The organism is Planococcus glaciei, assembly GCF_900099655.1.
Lineage (GTDB): Bacteria > Bacillota > Bacilli > Bacillales_A > Planococcaceae > Planococcus > Planococcus glaciei.
Window position 1 is genome coordinate 212,049 of sequence record NZ_FNDC01000003.1, and the last position, 23,656, is coordinate 235,704.

The following is a 23,656-nucleotide window of genomic DNA, read 5'->3' on the forward strand; positions in this document are numbered from 1 at the left end:
CCCACCCCTTTATTTAAAGCTGATTATTTGGAAGCAAGCAATCCTCTGCGGTTGGCATAGAAATAATCCCAGCCGGACCATACGGTAAAGATCAGTGCTATGTACAGCATGATTTCTCCGAATGGAATGTTCACTAAAGTGAAAATGGTATTATGAAGCAATAACGCGGAAATCGCCAAAATCTGCGCAGTCGTTTTGATTTTGCCAAGACTTCCGGCAGCAACAACTTCCCCTTCACCGGCAAGCACTAAGCGCAGTCCCGTTACCGCAAACTCACGGCTGATAATGATGATAACGATCCATGAAGCAGCAAAATCAAGTTCCACCAAAATAATCAAGGCTGCCGACACGAGCAATTTATCAGCAAGCGGATCCAGGAACTTCCCGAAAGTGGTTACCAGGTTGTATTTGCGTGCATAATAGCCATCGACCCAGTCTGTCAATGAGGCAAAGATAAAAATCAATCCGCCGATAAAATGGGAAACCGGCATGTCCGCTCCGAAAAGCGTCATGTTCCCCCAGTTAAAATCGACTAGCATAACGATCATGAAAACAGGAATCAATAAAATTCTGGAAATGGTGATGCGATTTGGAATGTTCATCTTGTTTCTCCTTTCAACCTATCAAGCAAAATAGCCATCAAAAGATGGCTATTCCGCTTCTGCAAATCGAATAACGATATTTTGTGTTGTTGCATCGAGCTTGTATTCAACCGGCACGCCATTAATGGCCAACTGGACATTTGCAGCTTTGCCTAGGCGCAGTTGGACTTGCTTCAGCCCGCTGACATCCAGCTTTTCTGTAGCGCCAGCTGCCATGGTATCCGGCTTAAGCAGCTCTTTCTGGTTTGAATCGGCTGCCTGCACCCAGGAAGGGCCGCCGACGACTTTAATGACCAATTCTCTTTTAGCTGGACCTGAAAAATCGTATGTGGTCGTTTGTCCAGCAGGCTTCCCTGCTTTAATGGTGGCTTTCGGTTCCTTGGGTTCCTCTTTTTTCGGAGTTTCCACAGGTTTTTCCACTTTCTCTTCCGCCGGCTTTTCAGCAGGTTCCGCTGGAGTCTCCTCCGCCGGTTCTTCATACGGCACGCTACTGTCGTTTGCCGCGCCTTCTTCGATCGGGTCGTTTTTATCCAAGTTCGAATAAAAGAAAACCACCACAGCCAATACCGTGACAATAAACAATGCCGCAATCACTTTCGGCATGATTTCATTCGTTCGGTTGGACGATTGGCTGGCAAACGTCTGCCGCCGCGAAGGCGTAGGAGGTGTATAGGGATCTTCTTTGATGGCCGGGATCTCCTCTTTGTATTGTTCGAGCAGTTCACCTGGATCCAGCCCTACCGCTTCGGCGTATTGCTTGATAAAAGCCCGCGAATAAAAAGGGCCCGGCATCATGCTGAAATTGCCTTCTTCGATCGCTGCCAAATAGCGTTTCTGAATTTTCGTCGCTTCCTGCAAATCCTCTAAACTTATTCCCTTTGCGATTCTCGCTTCTTTCAAGCGAGTACCTAATTCATTCAATGCTTTCACCTGCCTGTTTAGAAGTTGAAGCCGCCGAACATATCCGATTGGTTTTGATCCCCCATGAAGTTGTTCCGTTCCAACACTTCATAGGTTATTTTTTCATCCGGATGATGGCGCAATTCGATAATGTAATCGAAGTCTTCAATATTGTATTCGGATTGCTGGACAAACATATCGGGATGTTCCACCACTTTAATGGTCGGCATGCGCATCATTTCGCGCACCAGCTGCTGATGGCGCTCATCAGCAGAGCGCCGCGTCACAATGCCATCCAAAATAAAGATATTGTTTGAATTGTGTTCATCGCCCATCAAACTGTTCCGCACCGTTTGTTTGATCATGGTGGACGATAGGAAAATCCATTTCTTATTGGCGCTGACGCTTGCCGCAACAACGGATTCCGTCTTTCCGACACGCGGCATTCCACGGATGCCGACCAGTTTATGGCCTTCTTGCTTGAATATTTCAGCCATGAAATCAACCAATAACCCCAGCTCGTCGCGGACAAAGCGGAACGTTTTCCGGTCATCGGCATCGCGTTGAATATAGCGGCCATGGCGGACAGCTAAAATATCCCGAAGTTTAGGTTCGCGGAATTTCTTCACGGCAATCGTCTCGATGGTTGAAACGATTTGCTCGAAGCGTTCCAGCTGAACATCGTGTTCCGCCCGCAGAAGCATTCCCCGCCTTCCTTGGTCGACACCGTTGATGGTCACGATGTTGACGCGGAGCATTCCGAGAAGTGAAGCTATATCCCCTAATAAACCCGGACGATTCACTTGAATTTCGTATTCAAAATACCATTCTTTCATTCATCATCCGACCTTTCACATTATGTATATGGCGCGCTAAAACCCTATCTCTTATGATAGCTGATTTGCTACAGCAAGAAAAGGGGCAATAAAAAAAGGGGCAGGCCTTAAAACTAAGGCCCATTAACCCCTTCACTACTATTTACTCATGCATAAAACCGATGAAGATAGACAAAAGACCCTTGCCTGAAAATTACATATGCCAGCCGCCGTTGACGTGCAGCGTTTGTCCGGTTATATAATCGGCTTTGCCGCTTACCAGAAAATCAGCCGCATCGGCTATGTCCTGAGGAGATCCCAAGCCCAGCGGGATTTCTTCTGAAATGGCCAGCAGTTCTTCTTCTGAAAAAGATTCATTCATTTTGGTTTGGATAAAGCCCGGGGCAATGGCGTTGACACGTGTGCCAGAAAGCGCCATTTCCTTCGCATACGCTTTGACAAAAGCTGACTGCGCCCCTTTGACCGAGGAATAGACCGTTTCCAGCGCCGCTCCTGTTTCTCCCCAGATGGAAGAAACAAACACCACATAAGTTTTAGGGTGGCGATGGAAAAAAGGGGAAATCAGCCGGATGGCCGAAACCGGGTTGCGGACATGGACACGCCACAAAGCATCCATTTCGTCTTCTGTCGTATCAATCAGCATTTTCACTAAAGCATGGCCGCTCGCGACAACGATGCAGGCCGCGTCAAACACTTGCTCTGCCAATTTCCGGGCCCCGTCGTCTTTCGCAAAATCCGCCTGTACCCCGATAAATTCCTGGCGTGGATGCTTTAAAGTTAGCTCATCCACCAATGCCGATATCGGCGCAGTATTCCAATGAAGATAAAGCGACCAGCCGGAGCCGGCAAGCTGACGCGAAATCGCTTGCCCAATTTCTCCGGAAGCCCCCATTATCAAAGCGAAGCGTTTCACACAGTTTCCTTCTTCGGAGACAGGATGGTAAAGACCGAACGCTGGCTTTCTGCGCTGACTGTCGCAAACGCCGCCTGGAGATCCGGAACTTCCAATGCTTCCAGGAACGGCACTACGTCAAACAGGTTCATGCCGTTAAACGCATAGCGGGTAAACTGGTTAGCAATATACTCCGGTGAATTTAAAGCTCTCAGGAAAAAGCCGATTTTTTTGCGGCGTACGCGGTCGAGGTCCGCTTGGCCAAATGGCCATTTTTCCATTGCGTTATCTAGTGTGTGCTGAATTTCCCGGGCCAGCACTTCAGGTTCAGCTGTATCAGAACCGATCAACGCATAGCCGAATCCATTTTCCAAAGAGTAGTCGAACGAATACGATTCATCAATCCAGCCGCTTTCATAAGCTTGGTGATAAAAATCGGAAGTGCGGCCGAAAAGAAGCTCATATGCCAATTGCGCAGCCAGCTCGTGCTTCAGCATTTCATCTCCTGATAAGTTCAGGGCTTCCGGTTTGATGCCGACAAAGACTTTCGGTTTTTGGACGCTCATTTCCAAGGTCCGTTCTTTGACGGCCGCTTCAATCGGTTCATCCGGATACATGCGCACGATTTCTTTCGGCTCTTCAAAGGTTTTTTGGCTTTGGTTTGCTTTGATGAAATCCATCATGCTTTCCGGCTCCACAGCGCCGACAATGAACAGCACCATATTCGATGGATGGTAGAACGTGTTGTAGCACGTGTATAAATGCTCGGCTGTGATGTCCTGAATCGAATCCACTGTACCGGCAATATCAATTTTTACAGGATGGTTTTTGTACAAATTTTCGATGATGCCAAAATAGAGGCGCCAGTCGGGCTGGTCATCGTACATAGTGATTTCCTGTGCAATGATGCCTTTTTCTTTTTCAACGGTCTTTTCCGTGAAATATGGGCTTTGCACAAAGTCCAATAAAGTACCGACATTTTCCGTGATTTGGTCAGTAGCTGAGAACAAGTACGCCGTCCGTGTAAAAGACGTGAAGGCATTTGCCGATGCGCCTTGTTTGCTGAATTGCTGGAACACGTCGCCGTCTTCTTTTTCGAACATTTTATGCTCCAGGAAATGGGCGATGCCATCCGGCACTTTGATCGGTTCCTCTCCACCGAACGGCACAAAATGGTTGTCGATGGAACCGTATTTTGTCGTAAACGTAGCAAACGTTTTGGAGAACCCTTTTTTCGGCAGGATGTAAACTTCCAGCCCGTTTGGCAATTGTTCTTTGTATAATGTTTCATCCAATTGGTCAAAATGTACTTTATTCAACAGAATCATCCTCCTTGCCTGATAGGAAGTACGTCATTTCCAAGGACAATTGCTGTGCTGCCTGTGCAATGTCTTCTTTCGTGATGGCCTTCCATTTGCTGATCAAATAATCCGGCTCAAATGCTTCCGTCAGTTCCATGTACTGGTCATAGATATCAATCTGGCCGCGCGCCGAATCAAGCGCTTCTCTCAATTGGTTGACGAGGAGTGCTTTCGTCTGATCAAGTTCCGTATCGGTGATATTGCCTTTTTTCACTTCTTCCAATTGTTCCAGCACAAGCTTCACTGCTTTTTCTTCCAGTTTCGAATCAATGCCTGCCAATACAAACATCAAACCGAACTGGGAAGCGTATGAACTTGAAACGTAATAAGCCATGCTTTCTTTTTCACGGATATTCACAAATAATTTCGAGTGCGCATAGCCGCCGAGCACGCCATTCATCAATTGCATCACTGGGAACTTCTCGTCGCGGAAAGTAATCGGCGTATAGAAAGTCATATGAAGCTTTCCTTGTTTCATCTCCTCAAATTCAACTACACGGGATTGGGCTGGCTGCACCAATTCTACAGCAGGAGCATCAACGGAAGTTTCCCGGTCTTCAAATTTGAAATACTCTTTCAAGTACGCTGAAATGGTTTCGGCCTGGATATCGCCTACCGCGTAGATTTCAATTTCATTGTCATGGATCATCGCTTGATATTCTTCAAACAGTTTTTCGTTTGTTACGCGTTCCACTTCTTCAAGCGTTCCATTTGCCGGAATCGAAGCTGGATGTTCTGGCAATGCCAGTTCCAGCATGCGCTGCTGCGCATATCGCGTTTTCTCATCAAAAATCGATTCGATGCGCTGTTTCACTGCTTCTTTCTCACGGTTGAAAATCGTTTCTTTGAAAAAGCCGTTTTCCAAATTCGGCTTAAACAAAACGATGTACATCAAATTCAAAACCTTTTCGAGTACCCCTTCTTCTGACAGGTACTGGTCGTTTACCGTTTCTACGTTCAGCGTTACGATATGTTCGTTGCCTCTTTTGGAAGAATCTATGTAAAGAGATGTGCCGTATAAATCGTCAAGCACCATACGAAGTGCTGTATGAGAAGGGTAAACTTCGTTGCTGTGCTGCAGGACATTCGCCAGTATCGACCGTGCAGACGCTTTTTCTTTTGTTAATTTATCTTTAAACTTCAACGAAAAATTGATCGTTTTAAATTGCGTCGTTTCGTTGACATGCACATTCACGCCTTTTGCAATATTCATCGTTTGAAACATATGGAAATCCCCTCTCTTCGTTCATAGTCTAACTATACCGAACCTTTTCAGCTAAATGCAAATAATGAAAAGCGGAAACGGCCGCTTAGCTCTGAAAGGCATAAGACAAACTGGCGAAGCGGCGCTTTTTGCCGCACAGCCAGGATGGCTTATGACCCGAGGAGCTGGCCGTTGCAGCTAGACATGAAAAGCGTAGGGGACCGTTTAGCCCCGACAAGCGCTGGAGGACTTGTGGAAATGGCCATTCAGCTTTTTAGGCAAATAAAAAAAGAGCCGTCGAAACGGCTCTTTTTTGTTTTCTCATCGCTGTCCTTTGATGTACGGAATTCCGTTCGCTTTTGGTGCATTGGCACGGCCAATGAACCCTGCTAAAGCCAGGATGGTCAGTACGTAAGGCAAAATCAGCAAGAAGACGTTTGGAATATCTTGAATATATGGAATGGATGGCCCGACAATACTCAAGGATTGGGCGAATCCGAAGAACAACGCTGCGCCCATCGCGCCAAGCGGATGCCATTTGCCGAAGATCATCGCTGCAAGCGCCATGAACCCTTGGCCGTTGATTGTCGCGTGGCCAAAGTCGCCAGAGATGGTCTGCGCATAGATGGCGCCGCCGATTCCCGCTAAAGCACCGGAAATCATAACTGCCACATATCGCATTCTCGCTACATTGATACCCATTGTATCCGCAGCCATCGGGTGTTCGCCGACAGAGCGAAGACGCAGGCCGAATGGCGTTTTGTAGATTACAAACCAGGCAAAAATCGCAACCGCGATTGCCAGGACAGATGTGTAATAAACCGAGCTGAAGAACATCGGCCCGATCACAGGGATATCAGACAAAACCGGAATATCGTTGCGCGAGAAACGTTCTGTGATAAAGTCCGTCTGACCTTTGCCAAAAATCTTTTTCACTAAGTACAACGCCAATGCGATGGCCAGTAAGTTGATGGCAACACCGGATACCGTTTGGTCTGCACGGAACGAAATCGAAGCAACCGCATGGACAAGTGATAGCAGCAAAGCCGCAACCATTGCCGCAATCAACGACAGCCAAGGTGTAGCGTTGCCGAATGTATCTGCAAAAAACAAGTTAAACAATATGCCCACAAAGGCACCAATGACCATCAAACCTTCGAGGCCGATATTGATGACACCCGATCTCTCGGAAAATACACCGCCGATAGCAACTAAAATTAGCGGAGCTGCATAAAATATCGCTGAAGGAACGATGAAATACAAAACTTCTAAGAAACTCATATTACTTCGCCTCCTTCTTCTTAGCCGCACGCAGCAGGAACAAGCGAATGACATATCCTGATGCCACAAAGAAAATAATTACGGCAATAACAATTTCAACAATTTCCAAAGGAATGCCAGCAGCGTTCGGCATATTCAGCGCTCCGTATTTCAAGGAACCGAATAGTGTGGCTCCGAAAATAACGCCAAGCGGTGTGTTCATGCCCAGCAAGGCAACGGCGATCCCATCAAATCCAATACCGGTAAATCCGGCTTTCGAAGATACGTACTCAAATGTTCCCAGTGCTTCCATTGCGCCGCCAAGACCGGCGAAAGCTCCGGAAATAACCATTGCAAGTACAATGTTTTTATTGACATTCATGCCGGCATATTGAGAGGCATTATGGTTAAAGCCGACTGCTTTTAATTCAAAGCCTAAAGTCGTTTTTTCCAAGATGAACCACATCACCCCGACCATTACTAATGCAAGGATAATTCCGTAGTGAAGACGGGAAAATTCCGTCAGGTTTTCAAAAAACTCAGAGCGCAAAGATGCACTCGCAAAAATCGATTCGGTGCGGTCTCCGCCGCCTGAAACAGTTTTAATCAACGCATTCGTCACGTGAAGCGCAATATAGTTCATCATGATTGTAACGATAACTTCGTGTACATGGAACTTCGCCTTTAATAGCCCCGGCACAAATCCCCAAAGCGCCCCCGCTACCGCTGCCGCCAAAAGAGCCAATGGCAAGTGGATGATTTTCGGCAATTCAACCGCTACGCCGACGTATGCCGCTGCAAACCAGCCGACGATCAATTGCCCTTCCACTCCGATATTGAACAGTCCGGAACGGAAGGCAAAAGCCACCGCTAACCCGGCAAGTAGATACGGCGTAATCTGCCGCAATGTTTCCCCGACGGTATATAAGTCTCCAAAAATCCCGTTCCATAAAGCAAGGTAGCCGTCGACTGGATTGTATCCACTGACCAGCATAATAATCGCTCCAACGATTAACCCTAAAATAACGGAAATGACAGGGACCAGTATATTTGTTGCTTTAGTCGACATGCTGATCCTCACCTTCTCTTTCTAATCCTTTTTTCGATCCTTCACGGACGTGATGGCCAGCCATCAACAATCCCAATTCTTGTTCAGTCGTTTCTTCCGGTTTTACGATATCGACGATTTCGCCGTCATGGATAACCGCAATGCGGTCAGACACGTTCATGACTTCATCCAATTCAAACGAAATCAATAGTACCGCTTTTCCATTGTCCCGCTGCTCGATCAGGCGGCTGTGGATAAATTCAATCGCCCCCACATCCAATCCTCGAGTCGGCAAGGCTGCAATTAACAATTCGGGATTGCGGTCCACTTCACGGCCGATAATGGCTTTTTGCTGGTTCCCGCCTGACAACGCCCGAGCCGGTTCATGAGGCCCTTGTGTGCGGACATCGTATGCGGCAATAATCTCTTTTGCTTTTTGATCAATCTTGTCGTAATCGATAATCCCGCCTTTGGAAATCGGCGCAGTGTAGTAGGTCTGCAAGGAAATGTTATGGCCAATCGGGAAATCCAGGACCAGACCGTGTTTGTGGCGATCCTGCGGAATATGCCCGACGCCGGATTCCGTCACTTTTCTCGGTTTCATATTCGTAACATCTTTTCCATGAATGGTGATGAGCCCGCTTTTCACTTTGCGGAGCCCGGTAATCGCTTCGATCAATTCCGACTGTCCATTGCCATCGATTCCCGCAATTCCGACAATTTCACCTTGGCGGACATTCAAATCGAGGCTTTTCACCATTTCAACGCCGCGGTAGTCTTCGACAACCAGCTTTTGAATGTTCAAAATAACATCTTTCGGATTTGCAGGCGTTTTAACCGTTTTAAATTCCACTTGCCGTCCAACCATCAATGAAGCCAGTTCAGCCGGACTCGTTTCAGAAGTCGTCACGGTTCCCACGCCCTGCCCTTTGCGGATAACCGTCACCCGGTCTGAGACATCCATGATTTCTTTCAATTTATGGGTAATTAAAATAATCGATTTTCCTTCGGCGATCAGGCGTTTCATGATTTGGATCAATTCGACGATTTCCTGCGGCGTCAAAGAAGCCGTCGGCTCATCGAAAATCAAAATTTCTGCGCCTCTGTACAAGGTTTTCAGGATTTCCACCCGCTGCTGCATGCCGACTGAAATGTCTTCAATGACCGCATGCGGATCAACGTTCAATCCGTATTGTTCCGACACTTCCTTTACCCGTTTTGCTGCGTCTTTTTTATTGGTGATACCGAATTTGGTCGGTTCACTTCCCAATATGATATTTTCAGTGACAGTGAAATTTTCGACCAGCATAAAGTGCTGATGCACCATGCCGATTCCTAAATCATTCGCCACGTTTGGATTTGTTATATCGACTTTCTTGCCGCGCACCCGGATTTCTCCGCCATCCGGCTGGTATAAACCGAAAAGCACATTCATCAAAGTCGACTTGCCTGCTCCGTTTTCACCCAATAATGCGTGAATTTCGCCCTTTTTCAACTGCAGGGTTATATTGTCATTCGCAACAAAATTCCCGAACACTTTGCGGATATTGAGCATTTCGATTACATGTTCCACTGTTTCCACTCCTTCGAAAACTGCTGACTTCTTATTTTTTTAATTAATACAGGAAAGGCTTTTATCGCTAAAAACCTTTCATCTATTATTAATTTTCCAAAAATAGACGAAAAAAAATCATAAAGACCGGATTCCCCGGTCTTTATGATGACCGTATCTAATGTGCTTATTTCACAGTTTCTGGTACAGTGATTTCGCCGCTGGCGATTTTCTCTTTGTACTCATCGATTTTAGCCATAACGTCTTCAGGGATTGCTCCGCGTGAATCTGCAAGGCCTACACCGTCTTCAGCCAAACCGTAAGTGATTGTTTCGCCGCCAGGGAAGTTGCCTTCTTTGGCTTTGTTTGAAATATCAATAACCGCTTTGTCTACGCCTTTAAGAACAGATGTCAATGTTACGTTCGTGTCGCCGACTTGTCCTTCGTCGTACTGGTCAGCATCTACGCCGATAACCCAAACATTCTCGTCCGGATTTGCTTCTTTGCGTTCTTTAGCTTCAGTGAACACACCGTTTCCTGTACCGCCAGCTGCGTGGAATACGATATCTGCGCCAGCAGAGTACATGCGGTTAGCTGTTGTTTTACCTAATTCTGCTTTATCAAATGCCCCTGTGTATTGAACGTCTACTACAACAGACGGGTCTGCCGCTTTAACGCCTTCAAGGAATCCTGCTTCAAAACGTTCGATAACTGGAATTTCCATCCCGCCAACAAATCCGATTTTCTTCGTTTCTGACATCAAAGCTGCTGCTACTCCTGCAAGGTAAGCTCCTTCTTGCTCTTTGAACAATACGCTTGCTACGTTTGGCGCATCAACAACTGCATCGATGATTCCGATTTGAGCTTTCGGCTGTTGTTCAGCAATTTCTTTTACCGCGCCTTCCATCAAGAATCCGATGCCAAAGACTACGTTAAAATCGCGGCGGATCAAGTTGTTCAGGTTTGTATTGTAATCAGCATCAGAAGCTGATTGCAGATAGTCAATTCCACCGTCACCTTTTTTCAGGCCGTTTTCTTCACCAAATGCTTGCAGTCCTTCCCAAGCGGATTGGTTGAATGATTTATCATCCACACCGCCGACATCTGTAACCATAGCAACCGAGAAATCGCTTTTCTCTTCGCCGCTTCCAGAATCGCCAGTTGAAGTGCCTTCCTCACTGCCGCAAGCAGCCAGCATAGTTCCTGCAGCAAGCATCATCGAAAGACCCAGACCAAATTTACGTTTTGTCAATGTAATAACCCCCAAGGTAATTTTTTCATATTAGCAGGAATTTGCCGTTTTACACACGTTTTCGAACTACATGGAAACTGAATTTATCAGCCCGGAAGTAATTCTTTGAATAAAGCACCACACGATCGTCTTCATCGTAATGGAGCTGTTTTAACTCAAGTAAAGCTGTTTCCGGATCACATTCCAAAATCGGCGACGCTTGATCATGATAGCCGACTGGATCGATAAAGGTGACCGCATACGAAATGCGGACATCCCCGGATTCCTCTATTGCAGAGAAAATGGAACTTTCCTTGCGCCCGAGAAAATCAGCCGGCAAAAAACTCGAAGGAACTTGATCGATGCAATAGACGACCGGTTCTCCGTTGGCTGTTCGGACGCGTTCAATAGTAATGACTGTCTCATCGGCTCCAAAATGAAAGCGTTTTAAATCATCCTCGGAAGGAGGAGCCTCAGAAGTGCTTAAGTAAATCACACCCGGCTCCATTCCAACTTGCCGGATCATGTCCGACACACTTGTCAATTGTTCGATGCCCGATGAAAAAACGGGCTTCGGGTTGACGAATGTACCGACGCCATGACGACGGACAATGATATTATCCTCTTCCAACAACCGCAGCGCTTCTCTCAAAGTCGCGCGGCTGACTCCCAGTGTTTTTGCCAATTCGAATTCGGAAGGCAACTTCTCTTTTTCTTTGTACAATCCGGCAGCAATATCCTGCTTCATCCGATCGATCACTTGAAGATACAGAGCACGATGATCCGATTTTATTGTCATGCGATTCACCACCAATGACAGAGATCAGACATCTGATGTAAAACATTCCTACTAATCAAAATTACTATAACACTTATTCAAAACTAAATAAATAGTCTTTTGTCGAATTTCGCGAATTTTCATTCCAAAACTTTTAGCAGGTGTAATCATATCGTCACAAAAAACGCTTGATTTTTTAATAGTCTTCCTGCTTTGGAACTAAAACCGTACGGGGCTTACTGCCCTCATAAGGACCAACTACGCCGCGCTGCTCCATTTGGTCTATGATGCGGGCAGCCCGGGAGTACCCGACGCGGAAGCGCCGCTGCAGCATGGAAACCGATGCTGTCTGCATTTCCGAAACCAATTGCACCGCTTCGTCGTAAATCTCGTCCGTGTCATCATCAATCGCCGATTCTTCCACTTCGGTCGGAATCATGTCTTCCTGGTATTGAGCTTTTTGCTGTTCAATTGCAAAATCAACCACTTTTTCCACTTCCGAGTCCGACAAGAACGCGCCTTGCACGCGCACCGGCTTCGATTTGCCGGCGCCGAGGAACAGCATGTCGCCGCGGCCCAGCAATTTCTCCGCTCCGCCCATATCGAGAATTGTCCGGGAGTCAATGGCAGATGAAACAGCAAACGCAATCCGGGACGGGATGTTCGCCTTGATGACGCCTGTGATGACGTTGACGCTTGGGCGCTGTGTAGCGATGATCAAATGGATGCCGGCAGCACGCGCCATCTGTGCCAAGCGTGTAATGGCATCTTCCACTTCATTTGAAGCGACCATCATCAAATCCGCCAATTCATCGACGATTACCACGATAAATGGCAATTTCGGATGCTTTTCCTCGTTTTCTTCATTGAAAATTCGAACATACTCATTGTAGCCTTCGATGTTCCGTGTTCCGGTATGCGAAAACAATTCGTATCTTCTTTCCATCTCTGAAACGATTTTCTTTAGTGCCTGTGCAGCTTTTCTTGGGTCTGTCACAACAGGCGCCAACAGATGCGGAATGCCGTTGTAAACATTCAGTTCAACCATTTTTGGATCGATCATCATCATTTTCACTTCATGCGGCTTCGCCCGCATGATGATGCTGGTGATGATGCCGTTGATGCACACCGATTTCCCGCTTCCCGTCGAACCGGCAACGAGCAAATGCGGCATTTTATTGAGTTCGGTCATGACGGCTTGGCCCGTTACATCCCGGCCGAGGCCAAACAGCAATTTCGATTCCGGTTTGTCGTTTTCCTCGGATTCCAGCACTTCCCGCAAACTGACAATTGCCACTTCGGAATTCGGCACTTCGATGCCGATAGCAGACTTGCCTGGAATCGGCGCTTCAATCCGGATATCCCGTGCAGCCAAAGCCAGTGCCAGGTCGTCGTGCAACGCCACGATTTTGCTGACTTTAACGCCGGTATCCGGCAGCACTTCGTATTTTGTGACCGCTGGCCCTAAATGGACTTGCGTCACTTTGGCGCGGACGCCAAAGCTTTGGAATGTTTTTTCCAGCTTTTTCGCATTTTTCTGGATTCCCGAATACTCGCCGCTTTGGTCGGAGTGCGGCGGCAATGTCAATAAATCGAGAGGCGGCAACTGATATTCTTCGTTTTCCATTTCTTCTCCGGAAGACAAAGTCACTTCGCCGGTTTCTGTGTCGACTTGCTCTACAGGAGCCGCTTCCGCTTTTTTCGGCCGGACGTTCTCTGTGAACGCTGAAATGATCGGCTCCTCCTGCTCCATCACGTGAACCGTTTCTTCTTCGTCAAATTCCAGTGCATCATCCACTTCGATCACTTGTTCAGGCTGCTCTTTCTGGCGCGGTGCCGGCAGGCGTTTTTGTTTTGGCTTGCTTGGTTTTAAGCGAGCAACAGCAGATTCCAGTGCCGGACGCAAACTCGGCACTTTTTCCGCAATATACGGGGCTGCCGTTTTGCCGGTCAAAATAATGGCGCCGATTGACAGCAAGATAAACGCTACAATCCAAGTACCCGCTGTGTCGAACAGCACATGGAACATCGCATAAAGCACTGCTCCCAACAATCCGCCGCCGCTTGCCGTATAAGTTTCCCAAAGCGATCCGGTGACTTGTGTCGAGCGCATGGTTTCCGCTATTACATTGCCTGAAGTGATTGGCAAAATCGATCCTGCCGCCCAAATCAAATGGCAGATCAATAGAATACCGGTAATGAGAAATACAGAGCTTGCCGCAATTTTCATGCGCGGTTTCGGCCATTGCCGTTTCACCATGATATGGACTGCCAACAGCAGCAAGAGAATTGGCACAAAAATCGCCAAATACCCCGTCAATAACTCAGCTGTATTCAATAATATCTTCCCGATCACTCCAAGCTGAAAAGCCATGAGGACCGCAACACCAATCAGCAGTAACCCGATCACTTCATACCCGATCATGGACATCGGCTGTTTTTTCTTTTTGGCTGCCGGCTTTTTCCGAGCAACTGTTTTCGTTTTTTTCTTTGCCTGTGCCCGTGGCATATCGATCCCTCTTTCCCTTAAAATTGAAAAAGGATTTCCACCGAGTAGTTCGGTATGGAAATCCTTTCACTTTCTGTCTCTTAGTATTCCATGATAATCGGAATAATCATCGGACGGCGTTTTGTTTGCTGGAATAAATAAGAATTCAACGTGTCCCGAATTTCCTGTTTGATATTATTCCATTCAAAAGCGTCTTTTACTACGTATTTTTCAACAATTTTGCGGACCAATTGAGTGGACTCTTCCATTAGCTGCTCGGATTCGCGGACATATACAAATCCGCGGGAAATCATTTCCGGTCCGGAAGCAATTTTCTTCTCTTTGCGGTTCAGCGTAACAACAACGATAAAGATGCCGTCCTGTGACAGGAGTTTCCGGTCGCGAAGGACAATGTTGCCGACGTCGCCGATGCCGATGCCGTCAATCAGGACATTCCCAGCCGTAACCCGGCCGCTCATGCGGACTTTCCCGCCTTTGTATTCCACAATATCCCCTTTATCCGCGATAAAGATATCAGATTTGTGCATACCGATTTGCTGAGCCAATTTGGAATGGGCAATCAGCATTTTGTATTCGCCTTGAATCGGGATGAAGTATTTCGGCTTCATCATGTTCAGCATCATTTTCAAGTCTTCCTGGCTGCCGTGTCCGGAGACGTGGACTTTTTTGCTGGAAGTCAACACATTGGCGCCGGCTTTTGCTAATTTGTTCATCGTCTGGAACATTTGGACTTCCATGCCCGGAGACGGAGTGAACGTGATCATAACCGTATCGGTGTCTTTGATTTTTACGTCTTTGTGCTGTTTGCGCACCATTTTGTCCAAAGCTTCCAAAGGTTCCCCTTGGTTGCCTGTTACAATGATGACGACTTCTTCATCGCGGTACTGTTCCAGCTCTTTAATGGAGATGACGGTTTCTTCGTCGACTGCCAAGTAGCCAAGGCGCAAGCCGACTTCGTAGCTGCTCTCCAGGCTTTTGCCTACGACTGCCACTTTTTTGCCTGTAGCTTTGGCATTATCAAATACTTGCTGGATCCGGATAAAGTTGGATGAATACAGCGATACTAGAATACGGCCTTCAGCCGCTAAAAATGCAGACAACAAGTGATCGGAAACGACCGTTTCAGGTGTTGTGTGCCCTGGGCGTTCCGCTTCAGTGGAATCGGATAACAAGATCAAAACGCCATCTTCGCCCAATTTCGCCATTTTGGCGATATCCGGCTTATAGCTTCCTTTTGCCGACTGGTCGAATTTGAATTCTCCTGTGTGGACAATTGCCCCTTCAGATGTGTGGAAGACAATTCCAAGCGCATCCGGAATGCTGTGTGTTGTATGGAAAAACGTCACATGCGTCTTATCGAAGTTCATGCGGCTTTTGTTCGTTACTTCGAAAAACTTCACATGTTTCAATGAACCCTGTTCTTTGATATGTTCTTTTGCCAAGGCAATCGTCAGCTTCGAGCCGTAGACCGGTGCCTGGATTTTTTTCAATAAGTAAGCAATGGAGCCAATCGCGTCTTCATGGCCGTGCGTCAGGAAAATCCCTTTCACCCGGTCTTTGTTTTCTTCCAGGAAAGAGATATCGGGAATGACAATGTCAATGCCCAGCATTTCATCTTCCGGGAACATCAACCCGCTGTCCACTACAAATAAATCTTCATCAATTTCAATGACGTACATCGCTTTACCGATTTCGCCGACTCCGCCAAGCGGGATTACTCTAATTAATTCGTTTTTTATTTTACTCAATATATTTCCTCCTATAATTTACCCGTACACATCCATAGACCTTATTATACGGGAATACAAGGAAACAGTCCAAAGAAAAAATAAACCGGAGCCTAGTCCGGTTTATCGTGTCGGGTTTTTTATTCGATTTTTTGTTTAGACAATGCCTTGTTCAATCATCGATTCAGCGATTTGGACCGAATTCAGTGAAGCGCCTTTGATCAAGTTATCTGATACGACCCACAGATGGAAGCCTCGTGGATTATCCAAATCCTGGCGGATCCGGCCGACAAAAACTTCATCAAGCCCTGCCGCCATCAACGGCATTGGATACACCTGGTTTGATGGGTCGTCCATCAGTTCTACACCCGGAGCTTCAGCAATGGCTTGCTTGACTTCGTCAAGGGTCGGTGCAGCTTCCAGTTCAATATAAACCGACTCCGAATGGCCCGTGACTACCGGAAGGCGCACGCATGTCGCTGCAACAGATAAAGTATCGTCGTGCATGATTTTCTTCGTTTCATTGATCATTTTCATTTCCTCGAACGTATAGCCGTTTTCGGTAAATTGATCAATTTGTGGAATCGCATTAAAAGCGATCGGGTAATGGCGTTCAGCGGACTTCACCGGCAGCACTTTCGCATCTGCATTCGGTGCGTTGTCAAAGTCTGCTGCCTGATCCTTCAATTCGTTGATGGCATTGATGCCGGCACCCGATACCGCCTGATACGTGGAAACGACAATTTTATTAAGGCCAAACTTTTCTTTCAAAGGCTGCAAAGCGCAAACCATTTGAATCGTTGAACAGTTCGGATTGGCGATGATCCCTTTGTGCTGTGCGATATCGGTTGGATTGACTTCCGGCACGACTAGCGGCACTTCTTTGTCCATCCGGAACGCGCTCGTATTGTCGATGACGACTGCCCCTCGTTTAACTGCTTCCGGCGCAAATTTCTCCGAAATGCTGCCGCCTGCGCTGAACAACGCGATGTCAATGCCTTCAAATGATTCCGGCTTTGCTTCTTGGACGGTATAGGTTTCCCCTTTAAATTCAATTTCCTGCCCCGCTGAACGGCTCGACGCCAGAAAAACTATTTGATTGATTGGAAAGTTTCTTTTCTCAAGCTGCTCTTTCATTTGTTGTCCTACTGCACCCGTTGCTCCCATAATTGCTACGTTATAATTTTTCACACAACTCTCTCCTTCAATGATGATTGGCGTAATTGTAACACAATTTAACACACTAGAGGAATGGCTTGTTTTAAAATCTTCCCTTTTGTTGCTTTTTGCCCTATTTAACATACTTTCTTAAAAAAGCTATAAAAAAAGCTTCCTTTTTCAAGGAAGCTTACTTCGAACGGATAATGGAAATCGCCGGGTCTCCTGCGAGCAATTCCATCAATGAAGTCACTTTTTCAATGGATACTTGATCGATCAAACGGAGCACTTCATCATATGGCTGATGCTTTTCCAGCAGCAATTCATTTTTCCCGTTGCGGCTCATGCGGGCACTTGTGCTTTCGAGCCCAAGCATAATATTGCCTTTCATCTGCTCTTTTGAATCGGTCACTTCTTCCAAAGTCAGGCCGTTTTTCCGCATGTCGAGCAGCGAAGAAACGATGACTTCCTGAAGTTCAGGCATTTGCTCATTGGACGTTCCGCCGTAAATAGCAAGCGCACCGTGGTCGGAATAGGCCGAGTGGTAGGAGTAAATCGAATAAGCCAATCCGCGTTCTTCCCGAATTTCCTGGAACAAACGAGACGACATGGAGCCTCCGATGATATTATTCAAAACCACAAAATTATAGATGTTTTCGTCCTTTATGGACAAGCCCGGGTACCCTAAGCAAAGATGCCCTTGTTCGGTTTCTTTATGCTTTAACGAATGTCCCGCTGTAAAGCCGGGGAACCGGTACTGCTTGTCGTGGCTTTTCCGCTGGAATGAACCAAACAGCTGCTCGATCAATTCGATCAATTGAGGCGTGATACTCCCGGCAACCGAAATCACGGTATTTTCCGGTGTGTAATGCCGTTCCATAAAGCGCTCGATTTTGTCTTTCGTAAAACTCTTCAAAGTATGGACGGTCCCCAAAATCGGAGCTCCCATGGAATGATGCGGATACATCACTTTCCATAATTGTTCATGGACGTCATCGTCCGGCATATCTTCCGTCATGCTGATTTCTTCAATGACCACTTGGCGTTCCTTGTCGATTTCAGCCGGGTCCAATTTTGAGTGGAAGAACATATCAGCCAAAACCGCGACTGCGTGCTCCGCATGCTGGTCCAGCACCTTGGCGTAATAGCAGGTATATTCCTTTGACGTGTAGGCGTTGATGTCTCCGCCGATCCGGTCGAATTCCCGCGCAATTTGTTTGGCGGTCCGGGTTTCTGTGCCTTTAAACAGCATGTGTTCGATAAAATGCGTCATGCCATTTTCTTCCGGCAGCTCATCGCGTGAACCCGCTTTTACAAATACACCTACTGCAACAGAACGAAAATGCGGAATCGATTCGGAAACAATTCGAAGCCCGTTGCTGCATACATGTGTAGTTACCAATCCATCATTCCTCCTGATACGAAAAAATTGCCAACATATGCTGGCAATTTCGTTTGCTTATTGATTTGCTTGTTCAGTTGCTTCTTTTTCTTCTTTTAACACCACTTTGCGTGAAAGGTTTACACGGCCTTGGCGGTCAATTTCGATTACTTTGACTTTGACTACATCATCCAATTTCAAGACGTCTTCCACTTCTTTTGTCCGTTCTTCCTGGATTTCGGAAATGTGGAGAAGGCCGTCTTTGCCTGGGAAGAGCTCCACAAAAGCACCGAATTTCTCAATGCGTTTTACTTTGCCTTCGTAGTATTCGCCCACTTTCGCTTCGCGGACAATGTTTTCAATCATCGCTTTCGCTTTAGCGTTCATTTCCTGGTCAACCGAAGAAATGAAGATGGTGCCGTCTTGTTCCGTGTCGATTTTAACGCCTGTTTCATCGATGATTTTGTTGATCACTTTGCCGCCAGGTCCGATAACGTCGCGAATCTTGTCCGGGTTGATCTTAACCATGATGATTTTAGGAGCAAATTTGGACAGCTGTTCCCGCGGTTCTGAAATTGTCGCAATCATTGATTCCAGGATGTGGATTCTTCCGATTTGGGCTTGCGTCAATGCTTCTTCCAGAATTTCACGCGACAATCCGTCAATCTTGATGTCCATTTGAAGAGCTGTAATGCCTTTGGCAGTACCGGCTACTTTAAAGTCCATATCGCCAAGGTGGTCTTCCATGCCTTGAATATCTGAAAGCACCGTATAGTTCTCGCCTTTTTTAACCAATCCCATCGCAATTCCGGCAACCGGTGCTTTAAGCGGAACTCCAGCGTCCATCATGGCAAGCGTTGATGCACAAATACTGGCTTGGGAAGTGGATCCGTTGGATTCCAGAACTTCTGCAACCAGGCGGATTGTGTAAGGGAATTCTTTTTCATCTGGAATAACAGCTTCAAGAGCCCGTTCACCAAGCGCACCGTGGCCGATTTCACGGCGTCCCGGTCCGCGCAGGAATCCAGTTTCCCCTACTGAGAACAACGGGAAGTTGTAATGGTGCATAAAGCGTTTTGTATCTTCGATTCCAAGGCCGTCAATAATTTGAACGTCGCCGAGTGCGCCAAGCGTACAAATGCTCATTGCCTGCGTCTGGCCGCGCGTAAACAAACCAGAGCCGTGCGTGCGGTTTAAAATGCCGACTTCAGAAGACAATGGGCGAATTTCTGAAGGTGTACGGCCATCCGGACGGACTTTTTCATCCGTGATCAAACGGCGGACTTCGTCTTTAACCATTTTATCAAGGATTTGGCCCACTTGTTTTTTCACGTCTTCATCCGCTTCAGCGTATGATTCCATGACACGGTCTTTAACAGCTGCAATCGCTTCGTTGCGCGCCATTTTTTCAGCTGTTTGCACAGCCGCATTCATATCGTCTTCAGAAAGCGCTTTGATCGCTTCTGTTAAAGTAGGATCCAATTCATACAATTGAATAGCCGTTTTTTCTTTGCCGACTTCTTCAGCAATTTGTTCCTGGAAAGCAATCAATCGCTTGATTTCTTCGTGGCCGAACATGATGGCTTCAAGAATCGCTTCTTCTGAAACTTCTTTCGCTCCAGCTTCCACCATATTGATCGCATCTTTCGTACCGGCAACGGTCAAGTTCATGGAACTTTTCTCCAGCTGGTCGTTTGTCGGGTTGATGATGTATTCGCCATCGATCATGCCGACGATCACACCGGCAATAGGGCCGCCAAATGGGATATCAGAGATCATCAATGAAAGAGATGATCCGAACATTGCCGCCATTTCAGAAGGGCAATCCTGATCGACAGACATGACCATTGAAATCACTTGGACTTCGTTGCGGAAGCCGTCAGGGAACAACGGACGGATAGGGCGGTCAATCAAACGGCTTGTCAAAGTCGCTTTTTCAGAAGGGCGGCCTTCCCGTTTAATAAAACCTCCTGGAATTTTGCCGACTGCATATAAACGCTCTTCGTAGTTCACTGTGAGCGGGAAGAAATCGGTATTTTTTGGAGTTTTAGATGCAGTAGCCGTGGACAATACTGCCGTATCGCCATAACGGATCAACGCTGCGCCATTGGCTTGTTTCGCTAATTGGCCAACTTCAACCTGCAATTCGCGGCCTGCCCAATCAAATGTATAAACTTTTTTCGTTTGCTCCATAATCGAGCTCCTCTCTCTTACACTGTTTCATCATTCTCTTTATCCCGCTTTCACGGTCAGCAGGCCTCCCGCAGGAGATCCAGTGGCCGTAAAAGCCCGATTGGATCAACTCGTAATCAGCGGGAACAAAGAAACTTCCTGCTGATTAAAGTTTCTCTTTATGTATCCAATAGTAGTGTATCAAAAAAGCATTCACTGTGCGATTGAATGTTTTAATTTTTATCCATAAAGAAAAAGCGGGACGAATCCCGCTTTTACTAATTGCTATTATCGGCGTAGGCCAAGTTTTGCGATTAACTCGCGGTAACGTTGTACATCGTTTTCGCGCAAGTATTTCAACAAGTTACGACGGCGTCCAACCATTTTGAATAGACCACGACGTGAGTGGTGATCTTTTTTATGAGTACGCAAGTGCTCATTTAAGTTGTTGATGTCTTCTGTAAGAATGGCGATTTGAATATCTGCAGACCCAGTATCTGTGTCATGCACTTTGAATTCATTGATCAATTCATTTTTACGTTCTTGAGTGATTGCCATACTGTTCCACCTCCTAATTTCTAATATCCCCTATTACTGAGCAACCGTTGGTGAATCGATTTGCCAAGCAATGGTTCGTACTTTTAGTACTTTTAAATCATAGCATAACAGCTTTTCAAAATCAACCGGTCACCTTAGTTTAAGCTTTTGAAAAACTGGATCGCTGTTTCCTTGTCTTTCTGAATCTGCGCTTTCAATTCATCAATGCCGGAGAATTTCTGCTCGTCCCGGATTCGCCGGTACCAATCCACATCCACCATTTCGCCGTAGATCGTTTTGTCGAATTCCAGAATGTAGACTTCCACCGTCTGCTTTTTCACATCCGGATTGTTGAACGTCGGTTTGTAACCTACATTGCAGACACCGTTATACTCGATTCCCTGCACCCAGATCCTTACCGCATATACGCCCCGCCCCGGCACATATGATCCGATTTCCGGTTCGACATTGGCTGTGGGAAAACCGATTGTTCTGCCCCGTTTGTCGCCGTTTACGACAGTCCCGGAAATCCGGAATGGCCGGTTCAGCAGACGGCACACTTCGCCTACATCTCCGCTTTTCAGCAAACTGCGGATCCGTGTTGAACTGATTTTCTCTGCTGCGTCGACTTGCTTATCAATCGTGGTCACACTGAATTGGCCTTGGCCGGCTTCTTCCATCACCTGCATATTGCCCTTTCCTTTGGAGCCGAATGAAAAATCAAATCCTGCAGTAACGTGCACGGCGTTCAATTCTTTAATAAACGTTTCAATAAACTGCTCCGGCGTCAGCTGGGCAAAATCAGAAGTGAAACGGACCACGAAACAAACATCCAGCCCCATGTTTTCCAAAATCTCCAGCTTCTGCTGCATCGGCGTAATGTAAAAAACCTCTTCTTTTCTTCCGCCAAGCACTAGAGACGGATGAGGATCGAATGTCATGACAGCGGATTTCACTTGGCGCTTTTCCGCTTGAGCGATCGCTTCTCCGATGACCCGCTGATGCCCTTTATGTACGCCGTCAAAAAAACCGAGCGCCAAGGAAATGGGCCCAAGCTCTTTTTCCGGTTTGATGTGGTTAGGGTAGCTTAAATGAATGATTTCCATATTACACCTCGTCGATACTCGGGATTCCGAACATTTTTTCAGGCTTCATTTTATCCGCTCGCTCAGGATGCTTTTTATAAAGCGCCAATGGCTGTCCGTTGACCGTCAATACGAGAAAATTCTCTGCCTCCAGCAATGGATGCTTATCCAGAACTTGTCCGTTCTTGATGGCAAAGATGTCTTTCTGATCAATTTCGGCAAACGGAAAATTGCTTAACCCGTAGCTCAGCGGTTTTAAAACAGAGCTGATATCTCCATTTTGAGCAAGTTCGGCCACTTCGGCAAGTGTTACGCAGTCTTTTGCCGCAAATTTCCCCGACTCGGTCCGCGTCAACTTCGACATATGTGCAGGGTAGCCGAGTGCTTCGCCGATTTGCACGGCCAAAGTCCGGATGTAGGTTCCTTTCCCGCATTGGATGCGAATCGAGAATTTCAGCTCTTTGCCGCTCCATTCTGCTTGTTCATCCAGCAGTTCAATGGAATCGATCCGGACGATGCGCTCAGGGCGTTCCACTTGAATGCCTTGGCGGGCATATTCGTACAACTTTTTCCCATTTACTTTTACTGCCGAATACATCGGCGGGATTTGCTTGATTTCACCCGTCAAACTTTCGAGTGCTTTCAGAAGATCGCTTCTATTCAGGTGCTTCTCGGACTCGTCGGCATCAACTGTTGCACCGCTTGCGTCTTCCGTTTCAGTAGAGTAGCCGATGGTCACTTCAGCTTCATAGGTCTTGCCCTGGTCTGTAATGTATTCCGCCACTTTGGTCGCCGTCCCGATGCAGATCGGCAGCACGCCGTCCACATCCGGGTCAAGCGTGCCGGTATGGCCTACTTTTTTGGTTTTTAAAATTTTTCTCAGTTTGAACACACAATCATGGGAAGTCATCCCTTTTTCTTTCCATAAAGGCAGCACACCATTCATTGCCATTTGCTTCAGCCCCTTGCTTGATATGTATAAAAAAAGCCTGCTAATCATGAAATTAGCAGGCTCCAGTTTAACCAATGCTTCGCGCCAGCCTAAAATGTCCTGGGCGAATCATTTTTTACTGGTTTTCTTTTGGTTCTTGAATGTCACGGAGTAATGAATCAATTCGATTACCGTATGCGATAGATGAATCAAATTCAAACGACAATTCCGGCGTCTTGCGCAAACGGATCCGTTGTCCGATTTCCGAACGGATAAATCCTTTTGACTTCGACAAACCGAGCAAAGTCTGTTCTTTCACTTTTTCATCACCCAACACACTGATGTAGACAGTGGCCTGCTGAAGATCGCCTGTTACTTCGACATCTGTCACCGTGACAAAGCCGATTCTTGGATCTTTCAGTTTGCGGCTGATGATTTCGCTCAGTTCTTTCTTCATCTGCTCGCCTACACGATTTGAACGCATCGTCATTG

20 protein-coding genes are annotated in these 23,656 nt (G+C 46.8%); all 20 read right to left on the minus strand.

Features of this window, described 5'->3' with window-relative positions:
* Window positions 1–23: 23 nt before the first annotated feature.
* The 20 genes from pgsA to rbfA all read right to left on the minus strand — a co-directional run bounded on the left by pgsA (window position 24) and on the right by rbfA (window position 23,654).
* Window positions 24–602: a CDP-diacylglycerol--glycerol-3-phosphate 3-phosphatidyltransferase gene (pgsA, locus tag BLQ32_RS06200; protein ID WP_074509497.1), complete on the minus strand. Its 579-nt coding sequence runs from the start codon at window positions 600–602 to the stop codon at window positions 24–26.
* A gap of 48 nt (window positions 603–650) precedes the next feature.
* Window positions 651–1,523 carry a helix-turn-helix domain-containing protein gene (locus BLQ32_RS06205; RefSeq protein ID WP_074509499.1) on the minus strand — a complete coding sequence of 291 codons (873 nt, stop codon included), beginning with the start codon at window positions 1,521–1,523 and terminating at the stop codon, window positions 651–653.
* Between the two features lie 17 nt (window positions 1,524–1,540).
* Entirely contained in the window at window positions 1,541–2,338 is a 798-nt protein-coding gene (locus BLQ32_RS06210; protein ID WP_036806583.1) for a YmfK family protein, read from the minus strand.
* 193 nt (window positions 2,339–2,531) lie between these two features.
* A complete protein-coding gene (gene ymfI, locus BLQ32_RS06215; protein ID WP_074509501.1) occupies window positions 2,532–3,251 on the minus strand; it encodes an elongation factor P 5-aminopentanone reductase in 720 nt (239 codons plus the stop codon).
* On the minus strand, window positions 3,248–4,549 hold the full coding sequence (yfmH, locus tag BLQ32_RS06220; RefSeq protein WP_139150507.1) for an EF-P 5-aminopentanol modification-associated protein YfmH: 1,302 nt from the start codon (window positions 4,547–4,549) through the stop codon (window positions 3,248–3,250). The genes ymfI and yfmH overlap by 4 nt, the downstream gene beginning before the upstream one ends.
* Complete coding sequence (yfmF, locus tag BLQ32_RS06225) at window positions 4,542–5,816, minus strand: EF-P 5-aminopentanol modification-associated protein YfmF (RefSeq protein ID WP_074509504.1); 1,275 nt, start codon at window positions 5,814–5,816, stop codon at window positions 4,542–4,544. Before yfmF ends, yfmH begins: the two co-directional genes overlap by 8 nt.
* Window positions 5,817–6,116: 300 nt before the next feature.
* The gene (locus BLQ32_RS06230) at window positions 6,117–7,076 is read right to left on the minus strand and encodes an ABC transporter permease (protein ID WP_036806598.1); all 960 of its coding nucleotides are present in this window, start codon (window positions 7,074–7,076) and stop codon (window positions 6,117–6,119) included.
* Between the two features lies 1 nt (window position 7,077).
* The gene (locus tag BLQ32_RS06235; protein ID WP_074509506.1) at window positions 7,078–8,124 is read right to left on the minus strand and encodes an ABC transporter permease; all 1,047 of its coding nucleotides are present in this window, start codon (window positions 8,122–8,124) and stop codon (window positions 7,078–7,080) included.
* Entirely contained in the window at window positions 8,114–9,676 is a 1,563-nt protein-coding gene (locus tag BLQ32_RS06240) for an ABC transporter ATP-binding protein (RefSeq protein ID WP_074509508.1), read from the minus strand. The genes BLQ32_RS06235 and BLQ32_RS06240 overlap by 11 nt, the downstream gene beginning before the upstream one ends.
* A gap of 166 nt (window positions 9,677–9,842) precedes the next feature.
* A complete protein-coding gene (locus tag BLQ32_RS06245) occupies window positions 9,843–10,907 on the minus strand; it encodes a BMP family lipoprotein (RefSeq protein ID WP_074509510.1) in 1,065 nt (354 codons plus the stop codon).
* 49 nt (window positions 10,908–10,956) lie between these two features.
* The gene (locus BLQ32_RS06250; RefSeq protein WP_053166452.1) at window positions 10,957–11,685 is read right to left on the minus strand and encodes a GntR family transcriptional regulator; all 729 of its coding nucleotides are present in this window, start codon (window positions 11,683–11,685) and stop codon (window positions 10,957–10,959) included.
* A gap of 175 nt (window positions 11,686–11,860) precedes the next feature.
* The gene (locus BLQ32_RS06255) at window positions 11,861–14,173 is read right to left on the minus strand and encodes an FtsK/SpoIIIE family DNA translocase (protein WP_074509512.1); all 2,313 of its coding nucleotides are present in this window, start codon (window positions 14,171–14,173) and stop codon (window positions 11,861–11,863) included.
* A gap of 80 nt (window positions 14,174–14,253) precedes the next feature.
* Window positions 14,254–15,921: a ribonuclease J gene (locus tag BLQ32_RS06260; protein WP_036806616.1), complete on the minus strand. Its 1,668-nt coding sequence runs from the start codon at window positions 15,919–15,921 to the stop codon at window positions 14,254–14,256.
* Between the two features lie 135 nt (window positions 15,922–16,056).
* Window positions 16,057–17,067 carry an aspartate-semialdehyde dehydrogenase gene (locus BLQ32_RS06265; RefSeq protein WP_244890326.1) on the minus strand — a complete coding sequence of 337 codons (1,011 nt, stop codon included), beginning with the start codon at window positions 17,065–17,067 and terminating at the stop codon, window positions 16,057–16,059.
* Window positions 17,068–17,248: 181 nt separating this feature from the next.
* Window positions 17,249–18,460 carry a M16 family metallopeptidase gene (locus tag BLQ32_RS06270; RefSeq protein WP_074509515.1) on the minus strand — a complete coding sequence of 404 codons (1,212 nt, stop codon included), beginning with the start codon at window positions 18,458–18,460 and terminating at the stop codon, window positions 17,249–17,251.
* 57 nt (window positions 18,461–18,517) lie between these two features.
* Window positions 18,518–20,632, minus strand: a complete 2,115-nt coding sequence (gene pnp / locus BLQ32_RS06275; protein WP_074509516.1) for a polyribonucleotide nucleotidyltransferase — start codon at window positions 20,630–20,632, stop codon at window positions 18,518–18,520.
* A gap of 267 nt (window positions 20,633–20,899) precedes the next feature.
* Window positions 20,900–21,169 carry a 30S ribosomal protein S15 gene (rpsO, locus tag BLQ32_RS06280; RefSeq protein ID WP_074509517.1) on the minus strand — a complete coding sequence of 90 codons (270 nt, stop codon included), beginning with the start codon at window positions 21,167–21,169 and terminating at the stop codon, window positions 20,900–20,902.
* A gap of 134 nt (window positions 21,170–21,303) precedes the next feature.
* Window positions 21,304–22,254 carry a bifunctional riboflavin kinase/FAD synthetase gene (locus BLQ32_RS06285; RefSeq protein ID WP_074509519.1) on the minus strand — a complete coding sequence of 317 codons (951 nt, stop codon included), beginning with the start codon at window positions 22,252–22,254 and terminating at the stop codon, window positions 21,304–21,306.
* A 1-nt stretch (window position 22,255) separates the two neighbouring features.
* Complete coding sequence (gene truB, locus BLQ32_RS06290; RefSeq protein WP_083335271.1) at window positions 22,256–23,185, minus strand: tRNA pseudouridine(55) synthase TruB; 930 nt, start codon at window positions 23,183–23,185, stop codon at window positions 22,256–22,258.
* Window positions 23,186–23,300: 115 nt separating this feature from the next.
* A complete protein-coding gene (gene rbfA / locus BLQ32_RS06295; RefSeq protein WP_036806631.1) occupies window positions 23,301–23,654 on the minus strand; it encodes a 30S ribosome-binding factor RbfA in 354 nt (117 codons plus the stop codon).
* Window positions 23,655–23,656: the final 2 nt, after the last annotated feature.